Origin of the sequence: Streptomyces shinuiensis, from assembly GCF_043660855.1 — a bacterium.
In the GTDB taxonomy this organism is placed as follows: Bacteria; Actinomycetota; Actinomycetes; order Streptomycetales; family Streptomycetaceae; genus Streptomyces.
The window spans coordinates 744,636-767,816 of sequence record NZ_JBIHML010000001.1; the positions used below are offsets into that span (position 1 = coordinate 744,636).

The window sequence follows — 23,181 nt, forward strand, 5'->3', positions numbered from 1 at the left end:
CCGGCGTCCGGAACCGCCGCCGTGCCGGGTCGCGGCCGAAACGCTGACCGCCCACGACACCTCGCAGGAGTACATGTGATTCGCCGAGCCGTACCGTCCGAGCCCGCCGCGCCGCCGTCCGGGCGGGAGCGCGGGGTGCGTCCGCCGGTCCGGGGGGCGACGATCCGGCTGGCCGTGTTCGTGGTGCTGCTGGCCGTTCTGGGAAGCTGGGCCGCGCTGGACGGTGGCGGGCTGCCGGGCGACATCCGCCGGTGGGTCGACTCGCTCGGCGTCTGGGGACCGCTGGTCTTCGCCGTCTGCTACGCGCTGGCGGTGACCGCGCTGCTGCCCGGGTCGGTGCTGACCGCCTCCGCGGGTGCTCTCTTCGGCCTCCCGCTGGGTGCGGCGGCGGTGCTGGCGGGGGCGACCGCGGGCGCGGCGCTCTCGTTCGGGCTGGCGCGGTGGCTGGGGCGTCCGGCGGTGGCCCGGTACGCGGGGGCGGGGCGGCTGGCGCGCCTCGACGCGTATCTGTCCCGCCGCGGCTTCGCGGCCGTGCTGGTCCTGCGCCTGGTGCCGCTGTTTCCCTTCAACATGGTCAACTACGGGGCGGGGGTGGCGGGTGTCCGGTTCGCTCCCTACGTGGCGGCCACCGCGCTGGGCATCGTTCCCGGCACGCTCGTCTACACCGGCCTCGGCGGGGCCCTGCGCGATCCGGACTCCCCCGTGCTGTGGGCCGCGCCGGCCGCACTGCTGCTGCTGAGCGCGGGTGGCTGGTGGGCGGCGCGGGCCGTCCGCTCCCGCACCGGGGGTCCGGTCCGCCCGACAGTGGCCGGTGAGGCGCCGGCGGGCCGCGGGGAGGGAATGCTCCGACCGGCACGGCGGGTTCCCGTCCCGCCCCCGTCCGTACCCGGGGGCGTCCCGGTGGCAGACGGCCATGGCGCGGTGCCGGCAAACGGGTCGGCGCCGTCCTTCCGCCCCGGCCCCGGGCGCCCCCGGCGCTGAGCGGGCGGCCCGCCTCGGTGTCCGGACGCGGGTCCGGACGCGGACAGCGCCGGGTGGTGGCCGGCGATCGGTGCCCGGCCCGGCGTCTCAGGACCTGTTGCCCGGTTCGTGGCGCCGATGCTGTGGGCGATCGGTTCCCTGGTCACCTTCCTGCTCGGCGGGATCACCGGTGTCATCCTGGCCTCCCCGCCGATGGACTGGCATGTGACCGACTCCTACTTCGTGGTGGCGCACCTGCACTACGTGCTGTTCGGCACGGTCGTCTTCGCGATGTTCGGCGGTTTCTACTTCTGGTGGCCGAAGTTCACCGGGAGGATGCTCGACGAGCGGCTGGGGAGGATCCACTTCGCGCTGACCCTGGTCGGGTTCCAGGTCACCTTCCTGGTCCAGCACTGGCTCGGCCAGTTCGGCATGCCGCGCCGCTACGCCGACTACCTGGCGGCCGACGGCTACACCGCCCTCCATCTCGTCTCCACGGCCGGCTCGATGATCCTGGGGATCTCGACGCTGGTGTTCCTGTACAACCTCTGGTGGACCGCCCGGTACGGGAAGAAGGCCGAGGGGAACGACCCGTGGGGTTACGGCCGCTCGCTGGAGTGGGCGACCTCCTGTCCGCCGCCACGGCACAACTTCACCGCCCTGCCGCGCATCCGGAACGAGGGCCCCGCCTTGTTGCGGTTGGTGCGGCCCGGCGAGGCCCACTGGGTGTGCCTGTGGTAGAAGACCAGGAACAGGTGGAGCACGATCAGGCCGACCAGCAGCCCCGGCACCAGCAGGATGTGCAGCGAGTACAGCCGGGGGACGATGTCCTCGCCCGGGTACTCGCCGCCGAGGACGAGGAAGGCGAGATGGGTGCCGACCACCGGGACGGACAGCATGATGCCCTCGGTGATCCGCAGTCCCGTCCCCGACAGCAGGTCGTCGGGGAGCGAGTAGCCGCTGAACCCCTCCAGCGTAGCCAGCAGGAACAGGGTGACCCCGACCATCCAGTTGGCCTCGCGCGGCCTGCGGAACGCCCCGGTGAAGAAGATCCGCAGCATGTGCACGGCGATCGCGGCGAGGAACACCAGCGCCGTCCAGTGGTGGGTCTGGCGGACCAGCAGACCGCCGCGCACGTCGAAGCTGATCTCCAGGGTGGAGGCGTACGCCTCGGACACCGGCACCCCGCGCAGCGGCGCGTACGAGCCGGTGTAAACCGTCTGGGCCATGCTCGGTTCGAAGAACAGCGTCAGGTAGACACCGGTCAGCAGCAGTACCGCGAAGCTGTACAGGGCCAGCTCGCCCAGCAGGAACGACCAGTGGTCGGGAAACACCTTGCGCAGCAGTCCGCGGCCCGCCTCGGAGACCGGCAGCCGCCGGTCCAGCGTACGGTAGCCGTAACGCGCCGCCTCCCCCGCCTCGTTCCTCCACCGCGCTCGTCTTCTCGACAGCAACATCGGCGCCCTTTCTCGCCTTCACCACGCGAAGCACGCCAGTGCCCGCCGAGCGGTGTGCCAAACGCCGGACGCCCGGCGTTTGGCGGTAGGGAGGGCGCGATCTCGGCGGACGGGGCGTCCGGGAGACCGCCGGTCGGGGTGCCGGTGCCGTGGAGTGCGGTGGGCAGGGCGCTCACCCGCCCTGCTCCCCCTCGGGACGCTTGCCGCCGGGCAGGAACTCCTGAACCTTGGCCTTGACCCCCTGCCGGACCATCGAGCCCCGGTCGCTGTCACCGCGCAGGATGGCGGATGCGGTGGCCTCCATCTGGTCCCGGGTGGCGTGCGGGGGGATCGGCGGCACGGCGGGGTCGGTGCGCACGTCGATGACGAAGGGACGGTCGGCCGCCAGCGCCCGCTCCCAGGCGGGCCGGACGTCGTCCGGCTTCTCCACACGAACCCCGTCCAGGCCGAACCGGGTGGCGATCTCGGCGTAGGGCAGGTCGGGAATGTGCTGGGACTCCTCGAACTGCGGAGCGCCGCTCATCGACCGCATCTCCCAGGTGACCTGGTTGAGGTCCCGGTTGTTCAGCACGCACACGACCAGCCGCGGATCGGACCACCGGGAGTGGTACTTGGCGGCGGTGACCATCTCCATCAGGCCGTTCATCTGCATCGCCCCGTCGCCGACCAGGGCGACGACCGGCCGGTCGGGGTGGGCGAACTTCGCCCCGATGGCGTAGGGCACACCCGGCCCCATGGTCGCCAGCGTGCCCGACAGCGAACCGCGCATCTCGCCCCTGAACCGCAGGTGGCGGGCGTACCAGTTGGCGGACGAGCCGGAGTCGGCGGTGACGATGGCGTTCTCGGGCAGCAGGCCGTCCAGCGCGTGCACCACGTACTCGGGGTTGACCGGGTCGGCGTCCAGCGCGGCGCGCCGCTGCATCACCTCCCACCAGCGGGAGACGTTCTCCTCGACGGTGTGCCGCCAGGAGCGGTCCTCCTTGCGGTGCAGCAGCGGCAGCAGCCGCTCCAGGGTGACGCGCGCGTCGCCGACGAGGTTCACCTCGAAGGGGTAGCGCATCCCAAGCATGTGCGGGTCGATGTCGATCTGCACCGCGCGTGCCTGGTCGAGGTCGGGCATGAACTGGGTGTACGGGAAGTTGGAGCCGACCACCAGCAGGGTGTCGCAGTCGCGCATCAGCTCGTAGCTGGGCCGGGTGCCGAGCAGGCCGATGGCACCGGTGACGTAGGGCAGCGTGTCGGGCAGGACGTCCTTGCCCAGCAGCGCCTTGGCCACTCCGGCGCCGAGCACGTCGGCGGTCTGCTCGACCTCGCTCCGCGCGCCCCGGGCGCCCTGGCCGATCAGCACGGCGACCTTCTCGCCGGCGTTGAGCACCTGCGCCGCCCGCGTGATGTCCTCGTCCGCGGGGACCGGGGCGGACCTGCCCAGCCCGAGGCTGGAGGGCACCATCTTGAACTCGTGGGCGGGCGGGGTGTAGTCCAGCTCCTGCACGTCGGCCGGGAGGATGATCGCGGTCACCGTGCGACGCCCGTAGGCGGTGCGGATCGCCCGGTCGATGAGGTTGGGCAACTGCTCGGGCACCGTCGCCATCTCGCAGAAGTCGGAGGCGACGTCCTTGTACAGGCTGTTCAGATCGACTTCCTGCTGATAGGAGCCGCCCATCGCGCTGCGGTCGGTCTGGCCGACGATCGCCACCACCGGGACATGGTCGAGCTTGGCGTCGTACAGGCCGTTGAGCAGGTGGATCGCCCCGGGGCCGGAGGTCGCCGCGCACACCCCCACCTTGCCGGAGAACTTCGCGTACCCCACAGCCTGGAAGGCCGACATCTCCTCGTGCCGGGACTGGACGAACTTCGGCTCGTCCCCCGCCCGGCCCCACGCGGCCAGCAGACCGTTGATGCCGTCTCCCGCGTACCCGAAGACGTGGTCCACTCCCCACTCGCGCAACCGCCGCAGAACGTAGTCGGCCACCTTCGTGTTCGCCACTCGTCTCTCCGTTCCCTGTGTCCTGGAAGTGCCCGGCCGCCGCATCGCTGTGGGGCCTTTCCTCCGCGGTCGGCGGCGGGCCCAGCACCTGTCCGTTCCCTGGGCGGCGGGCCGTCGCATGGGTAACCGTGCCGCCCGGTGCGAAACATCGCCCGGTACCGGTGGCACGGCCGGAGAGGAGCCGTACGGCAGCCGGTACGGGCCGGGAACGCGTCGGCGTGTCAGGCGACGGAACGCTCGCCGGACAACCGCGGGAAGGGCCCGCCGCGTGAGCGACGGGCCCCAGGCGGCCTCGGCCTCAGGCGTTCGGCGGCACGTGCCGCGGGCGCCACGAGCCCCGCGTCAGCGCGTATCCCCCGATGCCCGCGAGCGCGGCCAGCACCGCGCCGGACGCCGTCCACACCCAGCGGTCGGACCACCGGCCCGACGACCAGCCGTCGTCCGGCTCGATGCCCGACAGCACCGCCGCCACCCCGGAGTCGCCCTCGTCGTCGTCCTCGTCCTCGTCCTGCCGCTGCGCCATCGCGACGCCCGGTATCAGCGGCTCGGCCAGCCGGCCGTCCACGGCCGCCGCCCCGCCCATGTCCCTGGACTCCACCCGCACCTCGGCGGCCACCGGCTGCCCGAGGTCGGCCGTCCGTACTCCCACCGCCGTCAGCCGGAGGTAGTAAGTGCCCGGCAGCGGATCGTCGGCCCACGGCTCCGACCAGGCCCGCACCGTGCGCAGCACGCACGCCAACTCCACCGACTCGGTGCCCGGGGCGGCCGTGCGGGTCTGCGCGCCGTACTGGCAGGCCTGCCGGCGCCTCAGGCCGTCGTAGACGTCGATCTGCCAGGTCTGCGCCGCGTGTTCCGCCGGGAGCTTCACCGTCGCCCTCACCGTGGGGCGTTGGCCGGTGTCGGCCGGGAACGACCAGTACAGGTAGTCACCGGCCGAGGCGTTCGCCGTCGCCGTCCGCCCCTGGTCGACCTCCGTCGCCGTGCGGAACGACGTGCCCGCCGACGTGGGCGCCGCGCTGTCGTCGGACGGGCCGGGGGACGGGGTCGAGTCGGCCGCGGCGGGCCCGGCCGCGAGGCCGAGCGTCAGCAGCGCGGCACTCACCACGCGTGTGATCCACATCAGTTGGTCCTCCACACCGCGACACGCCAACGCGACAGCCAGCCCCACACCATGCCCGCGAGGAAGCCGGTCACCACCAGGACACCGAGCAGCCACCAGCCGCGGCCGAGCCCGAGGGAGGCCACATCAGCGGCCTGCGACGGACCGTCGACCACGTCCACGGTCAGCTCCAGCGGCATACCGGGGCTGGTCTTGACTCCGGACGCCGCCGAGAAGGAGTTCGTCACCCACAGGCACACCGTCTCCGCCGCGGTCCCCGCCGCCTCCTCGCCGTCGCCGTCCGACTTCGGGTAGCGCAGGCCCGTGGAGATCACGTCGGTGCGGCCGTTGCCGGCCGCCTCGCCGCGCACGATCTCCCGGCCGTGCACCGTGACCGCACGCAGCAGCACCCCGTAGTCCGGGTTCACCGCCCGGTCCGCCGCCACGCTCACCGAGGCGCGCAGCTCCTGTCCGGGCGCCACGTCCACCCGGTACCAGCGCTCCTGGCCGAACTCCTCGCGGTCGGTGTACAGGCCGGACTCCAGGGGCGGCGCGTCGGCGCACCGCTCCGCGCCCTCCACGGCCACCGGCGTCACCACAGGATCGGCCGCCCGTTCCACCAGCTGGTTGACCTTCTCGGTGAGCTCGTCGGTGTGCTCCACCGAGGTGTAGGTGCCGCCGGTGGCCTCGGCGATGCAGCTCAGCTGCCGCCGCATCTTCGTGTTCGGCACCAGGCCGAGGGTGTCGATGGTCAGGCCGATGCCCTTGGCCGCGATCTCCCGGGCGACCTCGCACGGGTCGAGCGGGGCGCAGGTGTCCTCGCCGTCGCTGATCAGCACGATCCGCTTGGAGCCGGTGCCGCCGTCGAGGTCGTCGGCCGCCTTCAGCAGGGCCGGCCCGATCGGTGTCCAGCCGGTCGGCGTCAGCGTGGCCACCGCCGTCTTGGCCTCGGTGCGGTCCAGCGGGCCGACCGGGTACAGCTGCGCGGTGTCCCTGCAGCCGGTCCTGCGGTCGTCGCCGGGGTAGTCGGCGCCGAGTGTGCGGATACCGAGCCGCACCTCCTCGGGGGTGGCGTCCAGTACCTCGTTGAACGCCTGCTTGGCCGCGGCCATCCGCGACTGTCCGTCGATGTCCCGCTCGCGCATCGAACCGCTGACGTCGATCACCAGGTTGACCTTCGGCGCGTCCGCGGTGGTCTCGTCGGCGGCCGCACCGGCCGGGAACGCGAGCCCGGCGGCGAGCACGGCGAGCAGAGCGCCGAGACCCATCGCCGGCCATTGTTTTCTGATCATCGGCGGATCCTATTGACCCCCGCCGCCGCGATCCAAAACGGGCTGGGAGCGCAGCAGTTCGGGCAGCACCTCCCACCGGCCACAGGGATCCCGGCGACCCGGCCGCACGGCCTTCGGCGCCTGGACGCCCCACGGACCGGCCCTGCCCGTACGGGCGTGTCACCATCGTCGACGATGTACGCGTGACCAACCGCGGCGTCACGCCGGCCTCGGCCTTCGGCGTTCTCGTCGGCGTGACGCTCCTGATCACCGGTATGGGGGTACCGGGCGGGGATCTCCGTCCGCCCCGGCGCGGCCCGGCCCGGCCCGGTCGGCGCCTCCGCCCGGCTCGGCCCCATGGGCGACCCGAGCGGCCCGGGCAGGGCCTTCCGAGGCGACACTGGATCTATGGACGGCTACTGGTCCGATCTGATCCTCATCGCCATTCTGCTGGTGCTGAACGCACTGTTCGCCGGGGCGGAGATCGCCCTGATCTCCCTGCGGGAGAGCCAGCTGCGCCGCCTGCGCCGCCACGGCGGGAAGCGGGCGGCCCGCCTCGCCCGGCTGATCGAGGACCCGAACCGGTTCCTCGCCACCATCCAGATCGGGATCACGCTGGCGGGCTTCCTGGCATCGGCGACAGCGGCGGTGTCGCTGGCGGAACCTCTGGTCCCCCTGCTGTCGTTCGCCGGCGGGGCGGCCGAACCACTGGCCGTCGCGCTGGTCACGCTGGTTCTGACCTTCGTGACGCTGGTGGTGGGCGAGCTGGCCCCCAAGCGGCTGGCCATGCAGTTCGGGGAGCGGTGGGCCCTGCTCGCGGCCACACCGCTGAGCTTCCTGGCCGCCGCGTCACGGCCCGCCGTATGGGCTCTGGGCCGGTCGACGGACCTGCTCGTCCGGCTGCTCGGCGGGAACCCGAAGGAGAGCAGCCGGCCCCCCGGCCCCGACGAGATCCGCGAGCTGGTGAGCGGTCACCGCGGCCTGACGGCCGAGCAGCGCACGATCATCTCCAGTACCCTGGAGATCCACGAGCTGACCCTGCGTACGGCCCTCGTCCCCCGCCGTGCGGTGTTCAGGCTGCCCGGTGACATGTCCGCAAGCAGGGCGCGGGCCGCGCTGGCCGCTTCCGGACACTCCCGCGCCCCGGTCACGTCCTCGGGAAGCCTGGACGATGTCGTCGGCGTCGTCCACCTGCGCGATCTGGTCGGCTGCGGGAACGGCGACACCACCGTGGGGGAACTGGCCCGGCCGGCTGTGTACCTGTTCGAGTTCATGAGGCTGTCGGAGTCCCTGAAGCGCCTGATGGCCGCCCGTGAACAGTTCGCCCTGGTCATCGACGAGCACGGGGTGGTGGACGGGATCGTGACCATCGAGGATCTGCTGGAGGAGATCGTCGGGGAGATCTACGACGAGACCGACCGCGACGTGGCGACGGTGCGTACCGAGCCGGACGGGGCCCTGCTGCTCCCCGGGACCTTCCCCGTCCACGACCTGCCGGACGTCGGCGTCGGCATCGGTGACCGGGCCGACGGCCGGTACACCACCGTCGCCGGGCTCGTTCTGGCGGAGCTGGGGCACGTTCCGCAGCGGCCCGGGGAGCGCGTCGCGGTCGCCGGATGGGTCGTCGAGGTCGCCGATGTCGACCATCACGCCATCACCGCGGTCCGGATCAGGCCCGCCGTCGGTGGACGGGCCGCCGGGGAGGCGGAGTCCGGCGACGGGCGGGTGCCCGGCTCCGGGGGGTAGCCGCCCGTCCGGCACCGTCCCGGGGTCGCCTCACGGCCAAGGCTCCGGCCGTGAGGCGACCGACGTGGTCACGCCGCGTGGGTCAGGCGGGCGATCAGGTCGTCCAGGCTCACGATCCCGGACAGGTTTCCCCCCTCGCCCCGGAGGACGGCGAGGGTCGCGCGGCGCTGCCTGAGCAGTTCGATGCCGTCCGCGACGGTGTCGTGCGGCTTCAGTTCCGGAACCGGGCGGGCCAGGGCGCGAGCGGTGGCCGCACGGCCGCGGGTCCGGGCGACCAGCACGTCGCGGGCGTGGACCGAGCCGACGACCCGGGCGCCGTCCAGCACCAGCAGCCGGGTGCGGTCGTGCCGGGAGGCGGTGGCCAGGATGGTGTCCGCGTCCGCGTCGGCGGGGACGGTGATGACGCGGCCGGCGGGGACCATCAGTGGGCCGACCGGCTCCTGCGGTGCGGTGAGCGAGCGGGTCAGCAGGCCGGATTCGCTCTTGGTGATCAGGCCCAGGCGCTGGGACTCGGTGATGAGGTGGGTGAGCTGCTCGCGGTTGTGGACCGAGGTCAGCTCCTCGCGCGGGGTGACCCGGAACAGTCTGACCAGTCCGTTGCTGATCTTGTTGAGGACCCAGAGCAGCGGCCGTACGAGCAGCGTGATGCCGCGGAACGCCGGGGCGAGCAGCATCGCGGACTGCTCCGGGTGCGCGATCGCCCAGGACTTGGGGGCCATCTCGCCGACGACCATGTGGAGGAAGACGACGATCGTCATGGCGAAGAGGAAGGCGATGGCGTAGGACAGCTCGCTGGGCAGGCCGACGGCCTCCAGCAGGGGCTCGACCTGGTAGGAGATGGCCGGTTTGGAGATGCTGCCCAGGCCGAGGGTGGCCACGGTGATGCCCAGCTGGGCACCGGCGAGCATCAGGGACAGCTCCCGCATCCCGGCGAGTGCCGGCTTCGCTCCTCTGCGGCCCTGCTCCGCGTAACGCTCCATGCGGTGGTGCTTGGCCGCGACGAGGGCGAACTCGGCTGCGACGAAGAATCCGCTGGCCGCGAGCAGCAGGACGGTGACCAGCGCGGCGGTCCATGGGCTCATGCGTTCTCCTCCCGTCCGGTGCGGTCGGTCTCGGTGGTGGTGCGGGCCAGCCGTACGCGCTTGGGTACGTGCCGGTCCAGGGACAGCACTTCAATGGCCGCGTGCCCGTCCTGTGTGGGCAGGGCGAGGGTGATGCGGTCACCGACGGTGGGGAAGCGGCCGAGGCGGTCGATGACCAGACCGGCGACCGTCTCGTAGTCCTCGGCCTCGGGCAGGTGGATGCCGGTGGCCTGGGCGACCTCGTCCAGCCGGCGGCCGGCGTCGACCCGCCAGCCGTCGCCGTCTGGCACCGCCGTCCGGGCCAGGCGGTCGGTCTCGTCGGCGATCTCGCCGACCAGTTCCTCCGCGATGTCCTCGAAGGTGATGATCCCGGCGAGGCCGCCGTGCTCGTCCAGGACGACGGCGAACTCCTCGTCCCGCTCGCGCATCCGGTCGATCGCGTCCGGCAGTGGCTGCGTCTCGGGCAGCAGCAGGGCGGAGCGGGCCAGTTCCCCGGCGGTCGCCGTCGCAATGGAGGCAGCGTCCCGCCGCATGAGTTCACGCACGCCGACGACACCCACAACGTCGTCGGGGCGGTCGCCGAGCACGGGGTAGGTGGAGTGGCCGTGGGCCGCGATCAGCTCGATGATCTCGGTCGCCGGGGCGCTCGCCGCGACGAAGGTGGTCTCCACGCGGGGCACCATGACCGTGCCGGTGTTGCGGTCGCCGAACTCCAGGGCGTGATCGATGAGGTCGGCCGTGTGCCGCGGAAGGTGGCCCTCCTCGTGCGCGGCCTCGATGAGGTGCCCGACCTCCTCCAGCGTCGCACCGTGGTGGAGTTCCTCCACCGGCTCGATTCCGACCCGTCGCAGCAGCTTGTTCGCGGTGCTGTCGAAGACGTGGATCAGCGGACCGGTCACCTTCAGGTAGGCCAGCGTGGAGGAGGCCAGGGACTTGGCCAGCCGGTCCGGGACGGCCAGGGCCAGGTTCTTGGGCGCGAGTTCGCCGATGACCATCTGCAGTGCGGTGGCCAGGATGAACGCGACCGTCAGCGCCACCCCGCCCACGGCGGCCTCCGGCACCCCGGCGCCCGTCAGTACCGGGCGCAGCAGCTCGGCGAGCGCCGGTTCCGCGAGGAAGCCGACGACCAGGCCGGTGACGGTGATGCCCAGTTGGGCCCCGGAGAGCATGAACGACAGTCGGCCCAGCACCTTCACGGCCCGGGCGGCGCGTTTGTCACCGGCGGCGGCCTCCCGTTCCAGCGCGAGCCGGTCGGCGGCGACGTAGGCGAACTCCTGGGCGACGAAGTACCCGGTGCCGAAGGTGAGCACGAGGACGGCGAGCAGGCCGAGCCAGGCGGTCACCGCTCACCACCCCCCGGGCGGATGGCGGGGCGGGGAAGGCTGACCTCGCCCTGTGAACGGGCCGGCAAGAATGACTCCTCGGTTGGGTGGACTGTGCGCCAGACGATACGGCCATGCTCCGCGGTCGGCGTGCGGGCGGGGACGCGCATGCCCCACCGGCGGGCCCGGTAACCCGTCGCGCCGCACGGCTCGCGGCTCCCGCGCAGGTGACAACTGCCGTCCGGTCCGTCGGGTTCCCTCGGTTCGGCGTGTGTTCACCCGGGTGCTTTCCGTCACGGCCGCGGTCCGGTCACGTTCTCCGTCTCTCCCAGCCGCATACCAGGCCGACGGCGAGCAACACGGCCGCCACGACCAGCAGCCGGCCCGGTGTGGGCACCGTCCGGCCGAGCACCGCGAGTACGACCGCCACCAGCAGGACCGCTGCCCACACCACGCCTTGCCTCCCCGGCACTCCACACCTCCCCCTCCCCCGTCCGCGTGGAAGAGGGTGGTCGGGCCGTCTTCCCGCTTCGTTCGTCCGGGCGGAAACACGTGGGAGGCCCGGCAACGCCGCCCGCCCTTTGTTTCTACAGGCACGTAGAAGATAGCCTGGTTCCGGGCCGCGCCTCCGCGGTCCGGATCTCGGCGACGGATGGAGTGGCCATGGCCCTGTGGGACCGCATCAAGGAATCCGCCCAGACCATGCAGGCTCAACTGGAAGCAAGGAAGAACGACCTCAAAAGCGGCGCGTTCCGCGACGCGTCCATGGCGATGTGCGCTCTCGTCGCGGCGGCCGACGGCACGATCGACCCGGCCGAGCGCCGGCGCGCCGCCCATCTGATCGCCCACAACGAGGTACTGAAGAACTTCCCCGCCGACGATCTGCACCGTCGCTTCGAGGCACACCTGGACACGCTGACCGCCGATTTCGAACTGGGCAAGGTGAGCGTGATGCAGGAGGTCGCCAAGGCGAGGAAGAAACCCGCCGAGGCCCGCGCCGTGGTCCAGATCGGCATCGTCATCGGGGGCGCCGACGGCGACTTCGACGCAACCGAGCGGGCTCTGGTGCGCGAGGCCTGCTACGCACTCGAACTGCCGCCCCACGAGTTCGACCTGTGATCCTCCTTCCGCCTCCCGGCCGGACACGTCGGCACACCGGGAGCGGCGTCCGCACGGCGAACCGCACCCCGGAAGGGACGGCATGGAGATCTCCGGGCCCATCAGCGCGGTGGTGATCGGCATCGCCATCGGCGTCCTGGGGCGGTTGGCCCCGCCCGGCCGCCAACGCACCGGGGTACCGCCGGCCACAGGGACCGCCATCCTGGCCGCCCTTGTCGGCACCACCATCACCACAGGGCGGGAGCGGCGGACACCGGCGGTGTCGACCGGGCCGAAATGGCCATTCAGATCGCTCTGGCCGCCGGCGGTGTCGCGGCCGTCGAACACGTCGAGGGCTGCTGAACCCACCCCGCCGCGCCGGCCGTACGTCCCGGGTGAGCGGTGGCCTGAACGGCACCGCACATCTCCTACACGGCACACGGCGGCCCTCGTCCCTCGGCCTCGATCGCATGGTCCACCTTTCCGTCCCGTACCGGCCGAGGGGAGGGAACCGCACGTGACGGTCAACCTGTCCGAGGGACGGGCGGTCAGCCTCCGGGGCACGGCGGCCGGCGGCCGCGGCCTCCAAGGATCTGGCGCCCTCGGTCACGCCCTCCCGCAGGAGGGCGTGACCGCGAGTGGCCCCCATACCGCACGAATTTCCGGAAAGGATCCATGGTGCTCGGGATCAGCGAGACAGCCATCCTCATCATCGTCGCCATCGTCGTCTTCGGCGCCAAGAAGCTCCCCGAACTCGCCCGTTCCGCCGGGAAATCCGCTCGCATCCTCAAGAGCGAGGTCAAAGCGATGAAGTCCGACTCCTCTCCTGGACAGAGCGCGTCGGCACCCCATGTCATCAAGCGCATGGAAAGCGGTCCGTCCTCCGCCGGAACGGACGACGATTCCGGCAGCGGAACCCCGCGCTGACATCGACGGCACTCGCCGAGCGGCGCCGGCAAGGCCAGGGCTGCCGGATCGCGGCCCGCGGAGCCGTCAGGACCCGCCCGCGAAGACTCCGGTCGCCCCGGACGGCGAGGGTGGGCAGCCGCCGCAGCCGTCCTTCCCGGTCCCGGCCGGTCCGGGGGCTGCCGCGGCGGCGTTCGGCGCGCAGCAGCCCCTGCCCTGCCAGGCGTCGCGGCCTTCCCTGACGGCGACGGCTGCGATGACCAGGGCGGCGACCGGGTCGGCCCAGGACCAGCCGAGGGCGGCGTTGAGGACCAGGCCGGTCAGCAGCACGGCCGAGAGGTAGGTGCACAGCAGGGTCTGTTTGGAGTCCGCCACCGCGCTGGCCGAGCCCAGTTCGCGTCCGGCCCGGCGCTGGGCGAGGGAGAGGAACGGCATGACCGCCAGGGAAAGGGCGGCCAGCACGATGCCGGGGACGGAGGATTCCGCCTCCCCGCCGCCGGTCAGCGCCCGGACGGCGTCGACGGTGACGTAGGCGGCCAGCGCGAAGAAGGAGACGGCGGTGATCCGCAGGGCGCGTTGCTCGCGTGCCTCGCGGACGGCGTGGTCGGCGGCGGAGAACTGCCAGGCGACCGCGGCGGCCGAGGACACCTCGACGACCGAGTCCAGGCCGAAGCCGATCAGCGCGGCCGAGGAGGCGGTCGTCCCGGCGGCGAGGGCGACGACCGCCTCGACGACGTTGTAGGCGATGGTGGCCGCGACCAGCAGCCGTATCCGGCGGACGAGGGCTCCGCGGCGGGCGGGGGACGGGGATATCGGCACCTCGGCGGTCACGGTCAGCAGCACCCCTTCTCCGCGGTGTCCGGGCAGGTGCGGTCGGCGGCGACGGCCACCACCGCGGTGCGCAGGTCGTCCAGCGCGTGGCCCAGGCGGGGGTCGGCCAGCTCGTAGCGGGTGCGCCGGCCCTCGGGAGCGGCGACGGCCAGACCGCAGTCACGCAGGCACGCCAGGTGGTTCGACAGGCGCGTACGGGAGATGCCCAGCGCGTCGGCGAGATCGGCCGGGTAGGCGGGGGCGTCGCGCAGCGCGAGCAGGATGCGGCAGCGGACCGGGTCGGCCAGGGCCCGGCCGAACCGGGTCAGGGCGTCGAGATCGGTGGCGAGGGTCAGCACGACCAGGACGATACATGAAATCGTGAATTCATATAATCGTGAACCCCGAAGGAGAATCGCCCGTGCCCCGCGCACCCGGCCCCGAACCGGGCCGAACACGTCCGCGCCCGTCCCCGTCGGTCCCGGCGCGCCGCCGAGGCCGGCCGGCGTACAGCCGACGGCGCGGAGGAGTGACGGGCCGCGGGTACCGCGGTCGTGCCTTCCGGCCGCCTCACCGTACGAGGGTGTCGGAGAGGACGCCGAGCACCCATCCCGCGCCCGCGCCGAGCACCAGGGTGGCCGACGCGGCGGTGACCGCCGTGCCCGCCGCCCAGCGCTCGGGCTCGGCCGTGGCCGCCGTCTCCGCCTGCCGCTCCCCGTCCCCGCCGGACGGCCCGGTTTCCCGCGGGGCCGGACCGGGACGGCGGATCGACAGGGCCGGCGCGATCCAGCGCAGGTAGTAGAAGAGGCTGGCGACGGTGTTGACGGCGGCGACGACGGCCAGCCAGGCCATGCCCCCGTCCCAGGTGGCGGAGAAGACCGTCAGCTTGCCCATGAACACCGCCGTGGGCGGGGTGCCCACCAGGCCCAGGAGGCAGACGGTGAGCGCGGCGGCGAGCAGGGGCCGGCTCCGCCCCAGACCGCGGTACGCCTCCAGGGTGCGCGATTCGGGCAGCGCGGCGGCGACGGCGAACGCGCCGGGGTTGGTGACGGCGTAGGCCGCGAGGTAGAGCAGCAGGGAGCGCAGGGCCTCGGCGCGCCCCGCGACGGCGACCGCCATCAGCAGGTAGCCGGCCTGGCTGATGGTGGAGTAGCCCAGCAGCCGCAGCGGATCGGTCTGCGCGAAGGCCGCCAGATTGCCCAGCGTCATGGTCGCCACCGCCAGAACGGCGAGCAGCACCCGCCACTCCAGGACCTGTTCGGGAAGGACGGTGAGCACCCGGTACAGGGCGACCAGCGCGCCGATCTTGGGAACCGTGGTGAGGAACGCGGCGGCCGGCACCGTCGCCCCCGACGCGGCGTCGGGCACCCAGAAGTGGGCGGGGACCGCACCGGCCTTGAACAGCGGGCCGGCCAGCAGCGCCACCGTCCCCACCGCGAGGGCCGCCCTGGGCGCGCCGGAGAGCCCGTCGGCCAGGGCCGCGTAGTCGGTGGCGCCTCCCAGCCCGTACAGGACGGCGGTGCCCAGCAGCATGGTGATGCCCAGCAGCACACCGAGCAGGTAGAGCTTCAGCGCGGCCTCGGCGCCGCGCGCGTCGCGCCCCCAGCCGGCCAGCGCGTACAGGGGGATGGAGGCCAGCAGGTAGGCGACGGCCAGGAGCAACAGGTCGGAGGCGCCCGCCAGGAGCACGGCGCCGAGCGAGCCCAGCAGCACCAGGACGCAGAACTCGGTCTCGCGCCGGTCGCCGTGCACCCGCTCCGAGGCCAGCGCCAGAACGGTGAGGGCCGCGGCGGGGACGATGACGCGGACCGCGTCGGTGGCGCCGTCCAGGGCGTAGGTGCCGGCGTAGACGGTGCGGTCGTCCCCGGGCGCCGAGTACACCGCGGCTGCGAGGGAGGCCGCGAGCGCGGCGGCGGCCCCGGCGCGGGCGGCCCACTGGCGCCGGCGCGGCAGGAAGGAGCCGGCCAGCAGCGTGGCGACGGCGCCGAGCAGCAGCAGGATCTCCGGGAGGAGAGCCATCGGATCCTTGTGCATGTCAGCCACCGTCACCTCCCGGGAGCACCGCGCCCGGGGATCCCGTCCGCTCCATGCCGCTCACCGGGAGACCAGGCCGACGACCGCGCGGGCGGCGGGCTCGACCGTGTCCAGCAGCCACCGGGGCAGGACGCCGATGAGCAGGGACAGCGCCAGCAGCGGCGCCACGGACAGCAGTTCGGCCGGACGCAGGTCCGCACCGGCCGGCTTCGGTTCACGCCGGGCCCCGAGGAAGAGCCGGTGCAGCGCCCACAGGAACAGTCCGGCGGTGACCAGGATGCCCAGCAGGGCCAGGGCGGTGGCCACCGGTACGGCGCCCAGGCTCCCGGCGAAGATCTGGAACTCGGCGATGAAACCGCTGAAGCCGGGCAGGCCCAGGCCCGCGAAGGCCGCTACGGCCGTCAGGGCCGCGAACCGCGGCATGGGCCCGGCCATCCCGCCCCAGGCGTCCATCTCGTAGGTGCCGCCGCGGTCCATCAGAACTCCGGCCAGCAGGAACAGGGCCCCGGTGATCAGCCCGTGACTGACCATCTGGACGACCGCCCCGGTGACGGCGGTGGAGCGGGCGGCCTCGTCGGTGCCGGCGATGAACCCGGCCGCGCCCAGGGCCAGCAGGACGTAGCCCATGTGGTTGACGCTGGTGTAGGCGACCATCCGCTTGAAGCTGCTCTGCGCCAGGGCGACCAGGGCTCCGTAGAGGGCGGACACGACGCCGACGGCGACGGCGACCATCGCGTAGGCGCGCCAGTCCTCCGGCAGGATCGGCATGGCGATGCGCACGAAGCCGTAGGTGCCCATCTTCAGCAGGATCGCCGCCAGGACGGCCGATCCGGCGGCGGGCGCGTCGGTGTGGGCCGGGGGCAGCCAGGTGTGGAAGGGGAAGGTGGGTGTCTTGACCGCCAGGCCGACCGCGATGGCCAGCAGCACCAGCGGGCCCGCCGCTCCGCTGCCCTGGAGCGGCGGGTCGGCGGTCAGTTCGGTGATGTCGAAGGTGTGCGGGTCGGAGGCCGCGTACAGGCCGATGAAGCCCAGCAGCAGTGCGAGCGAGCCGACGAAGGTGTAGAGGAAGAACTTCAGCGCCGAGCGGGCGGCCTGCTCCCCGTGGCCCCAGCCGGCGATGACGAGGTACATGCCGACGATGGACAGGTCGAAGAAGAGGAAGAACAGGATCAGGTCCAGGGCGGCGAACAGGCCCAGGCAGGTGGTCTCGAGGGCCAGGAAGAGCGCGGCGAAGCGGCGGATGTCGCGCTGACCGCGCAGCGAGTACACCGCGCAGGCGAGGAAGACGGTCGCGGTCAGGGCGAGCAGCGGCAGGGAGAGCCCGTCGACGCCGATGTGGTAGCCCGCGCCCGCGCCCGGGATCCACGGCCGGTCGGTCTCGTGGCCGATGCCCGGACCGTCGTACGCCGCCCACAGCACGGCCACCAGTGCCAGCTCCACTCCCGAGACCGCCACCCACAGCCACCGCACGGCCGCGTCGGGCAGACCGCGCCAGGCCAGCAGGACCAGGGCGGCGGCCAGCGGGAGGAAGACGGTCAGCGAGAGCATGCTCACCTCAGCAGCAGGAGCAGGACGACGGCCGCGGTCAGCAGGACCAGGGCCTGGGCGTAGTACTGGTGGAGCTGTCCGGTCTGCGGGCGGCGCGCCAGCTCGCCCAGGTACCGGGCACCGCCGGCGACGCCCCGGACGGCCCGGTCCACCCCCGAGCGGTCGGCGGCCGACGCCCAGGACGCCATACGCCGCACCGCGGTGGCGGCACCGGTGGCGGCGCGGTCCAGGTGCGCGTCGTCGAACCGGGCCAGCCCCCGGCCGAACCGGCGGACGGCCGCGGGGAGCCTCGCGGCGCCCCGGTCCAGCACCGCGTCGTCGAACCGGGCCAGCCCCCGGCCGAGGGCGAGGACCGGCCGTACGGCGACGGTGTGCGCGGCCGTCTCCAGGTGCAGCCAGGCGCGGGCCCAGGCCGGCTCCGGCAGCCGGGGTGCCCGGATGGCCGCGAGGGCGGTGGCGGCCAGGGCGAGGACGGCGGTGGCGACCATGGTGGCCGCACCGGCCGAGGGCTCACCGGGTGCCCCGACCGCCTGCTTCAACCGGCCGGTCAGCGGGGGCAGGGCCAGGGCGCCGAGCACGGCGGCTCCCGCGGCGAGGACCGCCAAAGGCGCGGTCCGAAGCGGGCCGGCCGTCCCCTCCCGCGGTCCCCGTCCGGCCGTGGCGGACTGTCCGGGGGCCAGCAGGAGTCCGAGCGCCTTCCCTGCGTAGAGGGCCGACAGGACGGCGGCGGCCAGCACCACCCCGTACAGGGCCGGGGAGTCCACGGCGGCCAGGATCTCGTCCTTGGTGGCCCACAGCGACAGCGGCGGCACCCCTGCCAGGGCGAGCGCGCCCACCGCGAACGGCAGGCCGACCGACCGGCCCCGGCGGGCGGCCCCGCGCAGGGCGCCCAGGTCCTCGGTGCCCAGCGCCGCCAGCCACACGCCCGCCGCCAGGAAGAGCAGCGACTTTACGGCCGCGTGGGCGACGAGGTGGGCGGTGCCGCCCGTGACGCTCCCGGCTCCGGCGGCCAGCACGACGAAGCCGAGCTGGGCGGCGGTGGACGCGGCCAGGAGCTGTTTGAGTTCGCGCTGGGCCAGGGCGACCGCGCCCAGGGCGAGCGCGGTGAGCGCACCGACCCAGGCGGCGGCCGCCGCCGCCCAGCCGGCGGACTCCAGCAGCGGACGCAGCCGCAGCAGCAGATAGCCCCCCATGGCCACCATGGCGGCCGAGTGCAGCAGGGCGCTGACCGGGCTCGGGCCGAGCATCGCCCTGGACAGCCAGAAGGAGAAGGGCAGTTGGGCGGCCTTGCCGAAGGCGGCCAGCAGCACCCCGGCGGCGGCCAGATGCAGCCAGGCGCCGTCCAGGCCGGCCAGTGCGCCCAGGGCGAGCCGGTCAGCGGCGCCGGTCCCCGCGGCGAGGGCGGCGCCTGCCGCCAGGTACAGCCCGAGATCGCCCGCACGGGTGGTGAGGAAGGCGGTCGTCCCGGCCGCCGCGGGGGCGTCCTCGCGCCAGCGGAAGGCGATCAGCGCGTAGGAGGTGGCGCCCATGACCTCCCAGGCCAGCAGCAGGGCGGTCAGGGTGGTGGCGGTGGCGGTGACCAGGACGGCGGCGACGAACAGCAGCATCAGGCCGAAGAAGCGGGGCCTCTCGGCACGGACGCCGGCCGCGGCGAAGACCAGCACGAGCAGACCGACCGCCGCCACCGTCACGACCACCACGGCCGACAGCCCGTCCACCGCCAGTTCCAGCGGCCCGCCCGCCACGAAGCCGGCTCGCGCGGTGGGCCGGACGAGGGCGGCGGCGACCGCCAGGGCGAGGGTGGCCGCCGCGACGGCCACCGCGGCGGCGGGCGCGGCACGGCCGGTGCCGCCGGGCCGGTCGTAGGTCCCGGCGGTGCGGCGTCCGCCGCCGGACAGGGCGAGGAGGCCCCCGGTCGCGGCGGGCAGCAGGACCAGGGACCACAGCAGCGCGCTCGTCCCGCTCACCGCTTCAGCTCCGCGGCCATGTCGGTCATGTCGGCGTCCCTCGCGCGGAACAGCAGTGTCACCACGGCGAAGCCCATGGCCATGTCGACGGTCATGGCCGCGATGACCACCAGCACCAGGACCTGTCCGTCCGGGGCCGCCGGGGCGAGGAAGTACCAGAAGGCCGCCGCCGCCACGATGACGCCGTTGACCATCAGTTCCAGGCCCATCATCACCATCACCACGGACTGCTGGCTCAGCGCCCCGTACGTCCCGACGGCGAACAGGGCCGAGGCCAGCAACAGGAACAGCTCCAGCGTCACGTGGCGTCCCCCTGCGGTGAGGAGGGGGCGGCGTGCGTGCCGTGGCCCCCGTGGTCTGTGTGCGTGTCGTGGCCGCCGCCGTGTCCGTTGTGCGGGCCGCGGCTTTCGCGGTGTCCGTACTCCGCGCCGTCGCCGTCGCCGTCGCCGTACCGGCCGCGGGCGACGGCCAGGACGAGGGCCGCCACGACGGTGGCGAACAGCACCGCGCTGACACCGATCATCACCAGCATCTTCGAGCCCATGATCGCCTCGCCCGCCGCCCGGGTCGGATCGGCGGGCGTGGCGCCGCGCCGGTCCGGCCATGGGACGAGCAGCGCCACAGCGCCCAGGGCCAGGAAGACTCCGCCGGAGATGGCCAGCGCTCCGCGCTTGTTGTGCAGCATCGACATCGGCATGAGACCGGCCGGATTCATCATGAACATGACCATGAAGACGGCCATGATCGCCATCTCCATCACCATCATCAGCACCGTCACCACACCGAGGTAGGCCAGGTCCAGCAGCAGGAGCGAGACGCCGACCGCGACGAACGACAGGGCCAGGGCGTAGGTGGCCCGGGCCATGGAGTCCACCGTGAACACCGCGGCCGCCGAAGCGACGGCCACCACGGCCAGCACACAGAACAGCACGGTCTGCACTCCGGCTCACCCCTTCGCCACCATGACCGCGGACACCACCAGGACCTGCAGCAGCACCGCCGGGAGCGCCACCAGCCAGCCGATCCGGACGATCCGCTCGGGGCGCAGCACCGGCAGCCGGCGGTGGAGCACCACCAGGACCGTGAGAACGGCCAGCGTCTTGAGCAGCGACCACAGCCAGCCCGGCAGCCACGGCCCCGCGCCGCCGCCCAGGAACAGCGCGACCGCCATCCCCGACCCGGCCGCCAGCAGCGCGTACCGCCCGGCCAGCAGCAGCAGCCGGTCCACCCCGGCCGCCTCCGCGAGCACTCCCCCGGCCGCGTCGCGGCCCACCGGGGAGGAGAACGGCCCCCACATGCCGAAGGCGGCCACAGCCCCCAGGAACACCACGAACGCCACCGGCATCCACACCACGAACCACAGCCCCTGCTGGGCCCGGACCACCTCGCCCACCCGCAGGCTCTCCGCCGCCACCGCCGGGGCGGTCAGCGCGAACATCAGCGGCAGTTCGTAGCCGAGCGCCTGGGCGACGAACCGGTAGCCGCCGACCAGTGGATACACGCTGTTCGGCCCCCAGCCCGCCAGCCACACGGCCGCCCAGAGGGTGACGTCCACCGCGTTGAACCAGACGACGCCCACCGGCAGGTCGGCCACCACCGTCCCGCCCACGGGCACCACCGCCGCCATCAGCAGGGCCGCCACCAGCGGCCCCGCCGTGCCGGTCCGCCACAGCAGCCGGTCCGGTGCCACCGTGGTCCGGCCGCGCTGCCGCATCAGCCGCGCCGACTCGGCCAGCGGGCGGGACCACCTGCGGCCGCGCGCCGCCGCTGCCGTTCCGCCGCCGGCCGCCGGCGTGTCCAGGAGCGCGTCGAGCACGGCGGCGGCCAGCGCCAGCGCCAGCAGCACCCCGGCCGCGGGCACCACCGCCCAGGCCGGCGCTCCGGTGACGGTCACTGCTCACCGCCCCCTCCGCCACCGCGGCCGTGCCCGTCGCGGCCGTGTCGGTCCCGGTGCGGGCCCTTCTCCGTCTCCTCGTCCCGTGCCCCGTCCTCCGCCTCCCCCTGCTCCGGCCCGGCCAGTTCGTCCGGGTCGGGGTCGAGGCTCGCAACCAGCAGCCGGGCGGCGGACAGTTCCAGCCCCGGCATCAGTTCGACGGCCGCGTCCAGCAGGCCGCGCGAGGGAGGGGAGCCGTCCGGCGCCCGGTGGCCGCGCGGACCTCCGTCGGGCACCTGCCCGCCGGCCAGCGCCTCGTCCGCCTCCACAAGCCACCGCAGCCACCGCGCGGTCGCGTCGTGGGGCGGCCGGGTCCGTACGGCGGAACCGCTCACACCCAGCCGTACCGCGTCGGCCGGAGCGAGCACGCCGATGCCGTCCGTCGCCCACCGCAGCGTGCGCGAGCGCTCCACCCGCCGCCGCCACGGCCCCAGGTCCGCGCGGACCGCGTCCGCCGGCTCGCCTGCGAGCAGCCGGTCGCGCAGCCGGCGGGCCCCGGCCGCGGCGTCCTCCCAGCCGGTCAGGGCGAGCAGTCGTCCCAGCGAGTCCAGATGGCAGGCTGCCGTACGGGCCCCGGGAGCGACGGGGTGATCGTCTTCGGCGTGCCAGAACAGCGGACCGCCCGGCCCCGCGGAGGGGAGCGCCCGCCCCTCGGCCCGCTGTACGACATCCCCTTGCAGGACGGTGCCGACGACCAGGCCGGCGGGCCAGTCGGGCAGCACCGGCCCCAGCGGTACGTTCAGCACGTCCAGTTTCAGGCCGTCGCGGTCCTCGGCGCGGCCGGCCATCATCAGTCCGCCGGGCATCCGCATCCCGCCGTGGTCTCCGTGGCCGCCGCCGTGTTCGTCCCCGTGTTCACCGCCACCACCGCCGTGGTCCCCTTGGCCGCCCTCTCGGCCGTCTTCGTGGCCGTCCCCTCCCCCGTCCCGCCCCCACTCGTCGTCCCGCCGGGCGGCCTCCGCCTCCTGCCCGGGACCGGCGAGCGCGGGCAGGAGGCCGCGCAGTACCGCCTCGGCGTCCCGGGGCCGCGTCGCTTCCGCCCGCACCCGCGGCTCCGGCATCTGCCCCCACACGGTGTCGATGGCGGCCCGCATCTCCTCGGACGCTTCTCCCGCCACGAGCAGGACGTCCGCCTCCGTGGGCGAGTCGGCCGGGCGCCCGCCGAGTCCGGCCACGGCCGCCTCCGCCGCCAGCCGTACGGCCGTGGCCCCGGGGCACGTCACCAGCAGGACCCGGGGCCCACCGGCGGCAGGCGCGGCCAGGCGCTCCGTCAGGTTCCGCAGAGCGGCGCTCAGGCCCATCGCAGGGCCCCTTCGCGCCAGGCGTACACCACACCGCACATCAGCAGGCCGAGGAAGACGAACATCTCCACCACTGCCGCCATCCCGACCTCCGCGACGACGACCGCCCAGGGGTACATGAAGAGCATCTCGACGTCGAAGGCGAGGAACAGCAGCGTCAGCGCGTACCAGCGGGCGTGGAAGCGCGACAGCGCGTGCTCGTCGGGGATGTTCCCGGAAAGGAGGGGCGCGGCGAGCAGCGGCTCTCCCCGGACAGCGGTCAGCCGGTGGAGCAGACGCAGTCCGGCGACCGCGCCTGCCGCGAGCAGCAGCATCGCCCCCAGGTCCAGGAACTCGCGCATGTTCTCCTCGCGTAACGTCCGTCCGGAGTCGTCCGCCCCGGCTCACACGGGGGCGTCCGCCCGCCGGTACCCCGCGAGGAGTGATTCATTCCATACGGCGACCGCTCCCGCACGGCCGGTGGCCGGTGGCCGTGCGGGAGCCGTTGGTGTCAGCGGTTCCGCCCGGAGAGCCGGGCGCGGCCGACGGACAGCCGCACGATCCCTTGCCCCGGCGGGCTCCCGGCAATCCCCTTCACTCCCCCGGCCGCCCGTTCGGCCCCCGTGCTCCACTCCGCCGGACCGGCCGGCGGCGGTTCTCCGGCCGTGCTGCGGGCCGGGA

General features: G+C 73.7%; 20 protein-coding genes and 3 pseudogenes. 6 read left to right on the plus strand and 17 right to left on the minus strand.

The window, feature by feature from the left end:
• Positions 1-75 precede the first annotated feature (75 nt).
• Complete coding sequence (locus ACGRHY_RS03225) at positions 76-981, plus strand: TVP38/TMEM64 family protein (RefSeq protein ID WP_394633865.1); 906 nt, start codon at positions 76-78, stop codon at positions 979-981.
• Positions 982-1,086: 105 nt separating this feature from the next.
• Positions 1,087-1,701 (plus strand): annotated as a pseudogene (locus ACGRHY_RS03230) (cytochrome c oxidase subunit I); the annotation flags it as partial.
• On the opposite strand, the pseudogene ACGRHY_RS03235 reads toward ACGRHY_RS03230, so the two are convergent.
• The 4 genes and pseudogenes from ACGRHY_RS03235 to ACGRHY_RS03250 form a co-directional block, all read right to left on the minus strand.
• Positions 1,644-2,417: pseudogene (locus ACGRHY_RS03235) on the minus strand (cytochrome b); the annotation flags it as partial. The pseudogenes ACGRHY_RS03230 and ACGRHY_RS03235 overlap by 58 nt on opposite strands.
• A 172-nt stretch (positions 2,418-2,589) precedes the next feature.
• Entirely contained in the window at positions 2,590-4,449 is a 1,860-nt protein-coding gene (locus ACGRHY_RS03240; protein WP_394633866.1) for a thiamine pyrophosphate-requiring protein, read from the minus strand.
• Between the two features lie 253 nt (positions 4,450-4,702).
• Positions 4,703-5,524 carry a hypothetical protein gene (locus ACGRHY_RS03245; RefSeq protein ID WP_394633867.1) on the minus strand — a complete coding sequence of 274 codons (822 nt, stop codon included), beginning with the start codon at positions 5,522-5,524 and terminating at the stop codon, positions 4,703-4,705.
• Complete coding sequence (locus ACGRHY_RS03250; RefSeq protein ID WP_394633868.1) at positions 5,524-6,795, minus strand: VWA domain-containing protein; 1,272 nt, start codon at positions 6,793-6,795, stop codon at positions 5,524-5,526. Before ACGRHY_RS03250 ends, ACGRHY_RS03245 begins: the two co-directional genes overlap by 1 nt.
• A gap of 387 nt (positions 6,796-7,182) precedes the next feature.
• On the opposite strand from ACGRHY_RS03250, the gene ACGRHY_RS03255 reads away from it, so the two are divergent.
• Positions 7,183-8,520: a hemolysin family protein gene (locus ACGRHY_RS03255; protein WP_394633869.1), complete on the plus strand. Its 1,338-nt coding sequence runs from the start codon at positions 7,183-7,185 to the stop codon at positions 8,518-8,520.
• A gap of 68 nt (positions 8,521-8,588) precedes the next feature.
• On the opposite strand, the gene ACGRHY_RS03260 is transcribed toward ACGRHY_RS03255, so the two are convergent.
• From ACGRHY_RS03260 to ACGRHY_RS03270, 3 genes are all read right to left on the minus strand, one after another.
• The gene (locus tag ACGRHY_RS03260; RefSeq protein ID WP_394633870.1) at positions 8,589-9,602 is read right to left on the minus strand and encodes a hemolysin family protein; all 1,014 of its coding nucleotides are present in this window, start codon (positions 9,600-9,602) and stop codon (positions 8,589-8,591) included.
• The gene (locus tag ACGRHY_RS03265; protein WP_394633871.1) at positions 9,599-10,945 is read right to left on the minus strand and encodes a hemolysin family protein; all 1,347 of its coding nucleotides are present in this window, start codon (positions 10,943-10,945) and stop codon (positions 9,599-9,601) included. Before ACGRHY_RS03265 ends, ACGRHY_RS03260 begins: the two co-directional genes overlap by 4 nt.
• A 289-nt stretch (positions 10,946-11,234) precedes the next feature.
• Positions 11,235-11,378, minus strand: coding sequence for a hypothetical protein (locus tag ACGRHY_RS03270; RefSeq protein WP_394633872.1), 144 nt, complete (start codon positions 11,376-11,378; stop codon positions 11,235-11,237).
• Between the two features lie 209 nt (positions 11,379-11,587).
• Between ACGRHY_RS03270 and ACGRHY_RS03275 the strand changes: the two genes are divergently transcribed.
• The 3 genes and pseudogenes from ACGRHY_RS03275 to tatA all read left to right on the plus strand — a co-directional run bounded on the left by ACGRHY_RS03275 (position 11,588) and on the right by tatA (position 12,949).
• Positions 11,588-12,043 carry a tellurite resistance TerB family protein gene (locus tag ACGRHY_RS03275; RefSeq protein WP_394633873.1) on the plus strand — a complete coding sequence of 152 codons (456 nt, stop codon included), beginning with the start codon at positions 11,588-11,590 and terminating at the stop codon, positions 12,041-12,043.
• Between the two features lie 82 nt (positions 12,044-12,125).
• A pseudogene (locus ACGRHY_RS03280) lies at positions 12,126-12,385 on the plus strand (GlsB/YeaQ/YmgE family stress response membrane protein).
• Between the two features lie 312 nt (positions 12,386-12,697).
• Positions 12,698-12,949, plus strand: coding sequence for a Sec-independent protein translocase subunit TatA (gene tatA / locus ACGRHY_RS03285; protein ID WP_394633874.1), 252 nt, complete (start codon positions 12,698-12,700; stop codon positions 12,947-12,949).
• Positions 12,950-13,015: 66 nt separating this feature from the next.
• Here tatA and ACGRHY_RS03290 read toward each other — a convergent pair whose 3' ends face one another.
• The 10 genes from ACGRHY_RS03290 to ACGRHY_RS03335 form a co-directional block, all read right to left on the minus strand.
• A complete protein-coding gene (locus tag ACGRHY_RS03290; protein ID WP_491630970.1) occupies positions 13,016-13,768 on the minus strand; it encodes a cation efflux transmembrane domain-containing protein in 753 nt (250 codons plus the stop codon).
• On the minus strand, positions 13,762-14,097 hold the full coding sequence (locus ACGRHY_RS03295) for an ArsR/SmtB family transcription factor (RefSeq protein WP_394633875.1): 336 nt from the start codon (positions 14,095-14,097) through the stop codon (positions 13,762-13,764). Before ACGRHY_RS03295 ends, ACGRHY_RS03290 begins: the two co-directional genes overlap by 7 nt.
• A gap of 211 nt (positions 14,098-14,308) precedes the next feature.
• Positions 14,309-15,772 carry an NADH-quinone oxidoreductase subunit N gene (locus ACGRHY_RS03300; protein WP_394637909.1) on the minus strand — a complete coding sequence of 488 codons (1,464 nt, stop codon included), beginning with the start codon at positions 15,770-15,772 and terminating at the stop codon, positions 14,309-14,311.
• A gap of 60 nt (positions 15,773-15,832) precedes the next feature.
• Entirely contained in the window at positions 15,833-17,320 is a 1,488-nt protein-coding gene (locus tag ACGRHY_RS03305) for a complex I subunit 4 family protein (protein ID WP_394633876.1), read from the minus strand.
• Between the two features lie 2 nt (positions 17,321-17,322).
• Complete coding sequence (locus ACGRHY_RS03310; RefSeq protein ID WP_394633877.1) at positions 17,323-19,287, minus strand: proton-conducting transporter transmembrane domain-containing protein; 1,965 nt, start codon at positions 19,285-19,287, stop codon at positions 17,323-17,325.
• On the minus strand, positions 19,284-19,589 hold the full coding sequence (locus tag ACGRHY_RS03315; RefSeq protein WP_394633878.1) for an NADH-quinone oxidoreductase subunit NuoK: 306 nt from the start codon (positions 19,587-19,589) through the stop codon (positions 19,284-19,286). Before ACGRHY_RS03315 ends, ACGRHY_RS03310 begins: the two co-directional genes overlap by 4 nt.
• Positions 19,586-20,227 (minus strand): NADH-quinone oxidoreductase subunit J, encoded by a 642-nt coding sequence (locus ACGRHY_RS03320; RefSeq protein WP_394633879.1) that lies wholly within the window; start codon positions 20,225-20,227, stop codon positions 19,586-19,588. The genes ACGRHY_RS03315 and ACGRHY_RS03320 overlap by 4 nt, the downstream gene beginning before the upstream one ends.
• A 6-nt stretch (positions 20,228-20,233) precedes the next feature.
• Positions 20,234-21,181, minus strand: a complete 948-nt coding sequence (locus tag ACGRHY_RS03325; RefSeq protein ID WP_394633880.1) for a complex I subunit 1 family protein — start codon at positions 21,179-21,181, stop codon at positions 20,234-20,236.
• On the minus strand, positions 21,178-22,521 hold the full coding sequence (locus tag ACGRHY_RS03330; RefSeq protein ID WP_394633881.1) for a hypothetical protein: 1,344 nt from the start codon (positions 22,519-22,521) through the stop codon (positions 21,178-21,180). Before ACGRHY_RS03330 ends, ACGRHY_RS03325 begins: the two co-directional genes overlap by 4 nt.
• On the minus strand, positions 22,512-22,862 hold the full coding sequence (locus ACGRHY_RS03335) for an NADH-quinone oxidoreductase subunit A (protein ID WP_394633882.1): 351 nt from the start codon (positions 22,860-22,862) through the stop codon (positions 22,512-22,514). The genes ACGRHY_RS03330 and ACGRHY_RS03335 overlap by 10 nt, the downstream gene beginning before the upstream one ends.
• Positions 22,863-23,181 lie beyond the last annotated feature (319 nt).

What these genes read in the sequence shown, in the direction of transcription:
- ACGRHY_RS03245 (WP_394633867.1), bottom strand. Translation starts at nt 5,524, where the DNA reads ATGTGGATCACACGCGTGGTGAGTGCCGCGCTGCTGACGCTCGGCCTC.
- ACGRHY_RS03330 (WP_394633881.1), bottom strand. Translation starts at nt 22,521, where the DNA reads ATGGGCCTGAGCGCCGCTCTGCGGAACCTGACGGAGCGCCTGGCCGCG.
- ACGRHY_RS03305 (WP_394633876.1), bottom strand. Translation starts at nt 17,320, where the DNA reads ATGCTCTCGCTGACCGTCTTCCTCCCGCTGGCCGCCGCCCTGGTCCTG.
- ACGRHY_RS03300 (WP_394637909.1), bottom strand. Translation starts at nt 15,772, where the DNA reads ATGCACAAGGATCCGATGGCTCTCCTCCCGGAGATCCTGCTGCTGCTC.
- tatA (WP_394633874.1), top strand. Translation starts at nt 12,698, where the DNA reads ATGGTGCTCGGGATCAGCGAGACAGCCATCCTCATCATCGTCGCCATC.
- ACGRHY_RS03255 (WP_394633869.1), top strand. Translation starts at nt 7,183, where the DNA reads ATGGACGGCTACTGGTCCGATCTGATCCTCATCGCCATTCTGCTGGTG.
- ACGRHY_RS03240 (WP_394633866.1), bottom strand. Translation starts at nt 4,449, where the DNA reads ATGCGGCGGCCGGGCACTTCCAGGACACAGGGAACGGAGAGACGAGTG.
- ACGRHY_RS03335 (WP_394633882.1), bottom strand. Translation starts at nt 22,862, where the DNA reads ATGCGCGAGTTCCTGGACCTGGGGGCGATGCTGCTGCTCGCGGCAGGC.
- ACGRHY_RS03250 (WP_394633868.1), bottom strand. Translation starts at nt 6,795, where the DNA reads ATGATCAGAAAACAATGGCCGGCGATGGGTCTCGGCGCTCTGCTCGCC.
- ACGRHY_RS03260 (WP_394633870.1), bottom strand. Translation starts at nt 9,602, where the DNA reads ATGAGCCCATGGACCGCCGCGCTGGTCACCGTCCTGCTGCTCGCGGCC.
- ACGRHY_RS03275 (WP_394633873.1), top strand. Translation starts at nt 11,588, where the DNA reads ATGGCCCTGTGGGACCGCATCAAGGAATCCGCCCAGACCATGCAGGCT.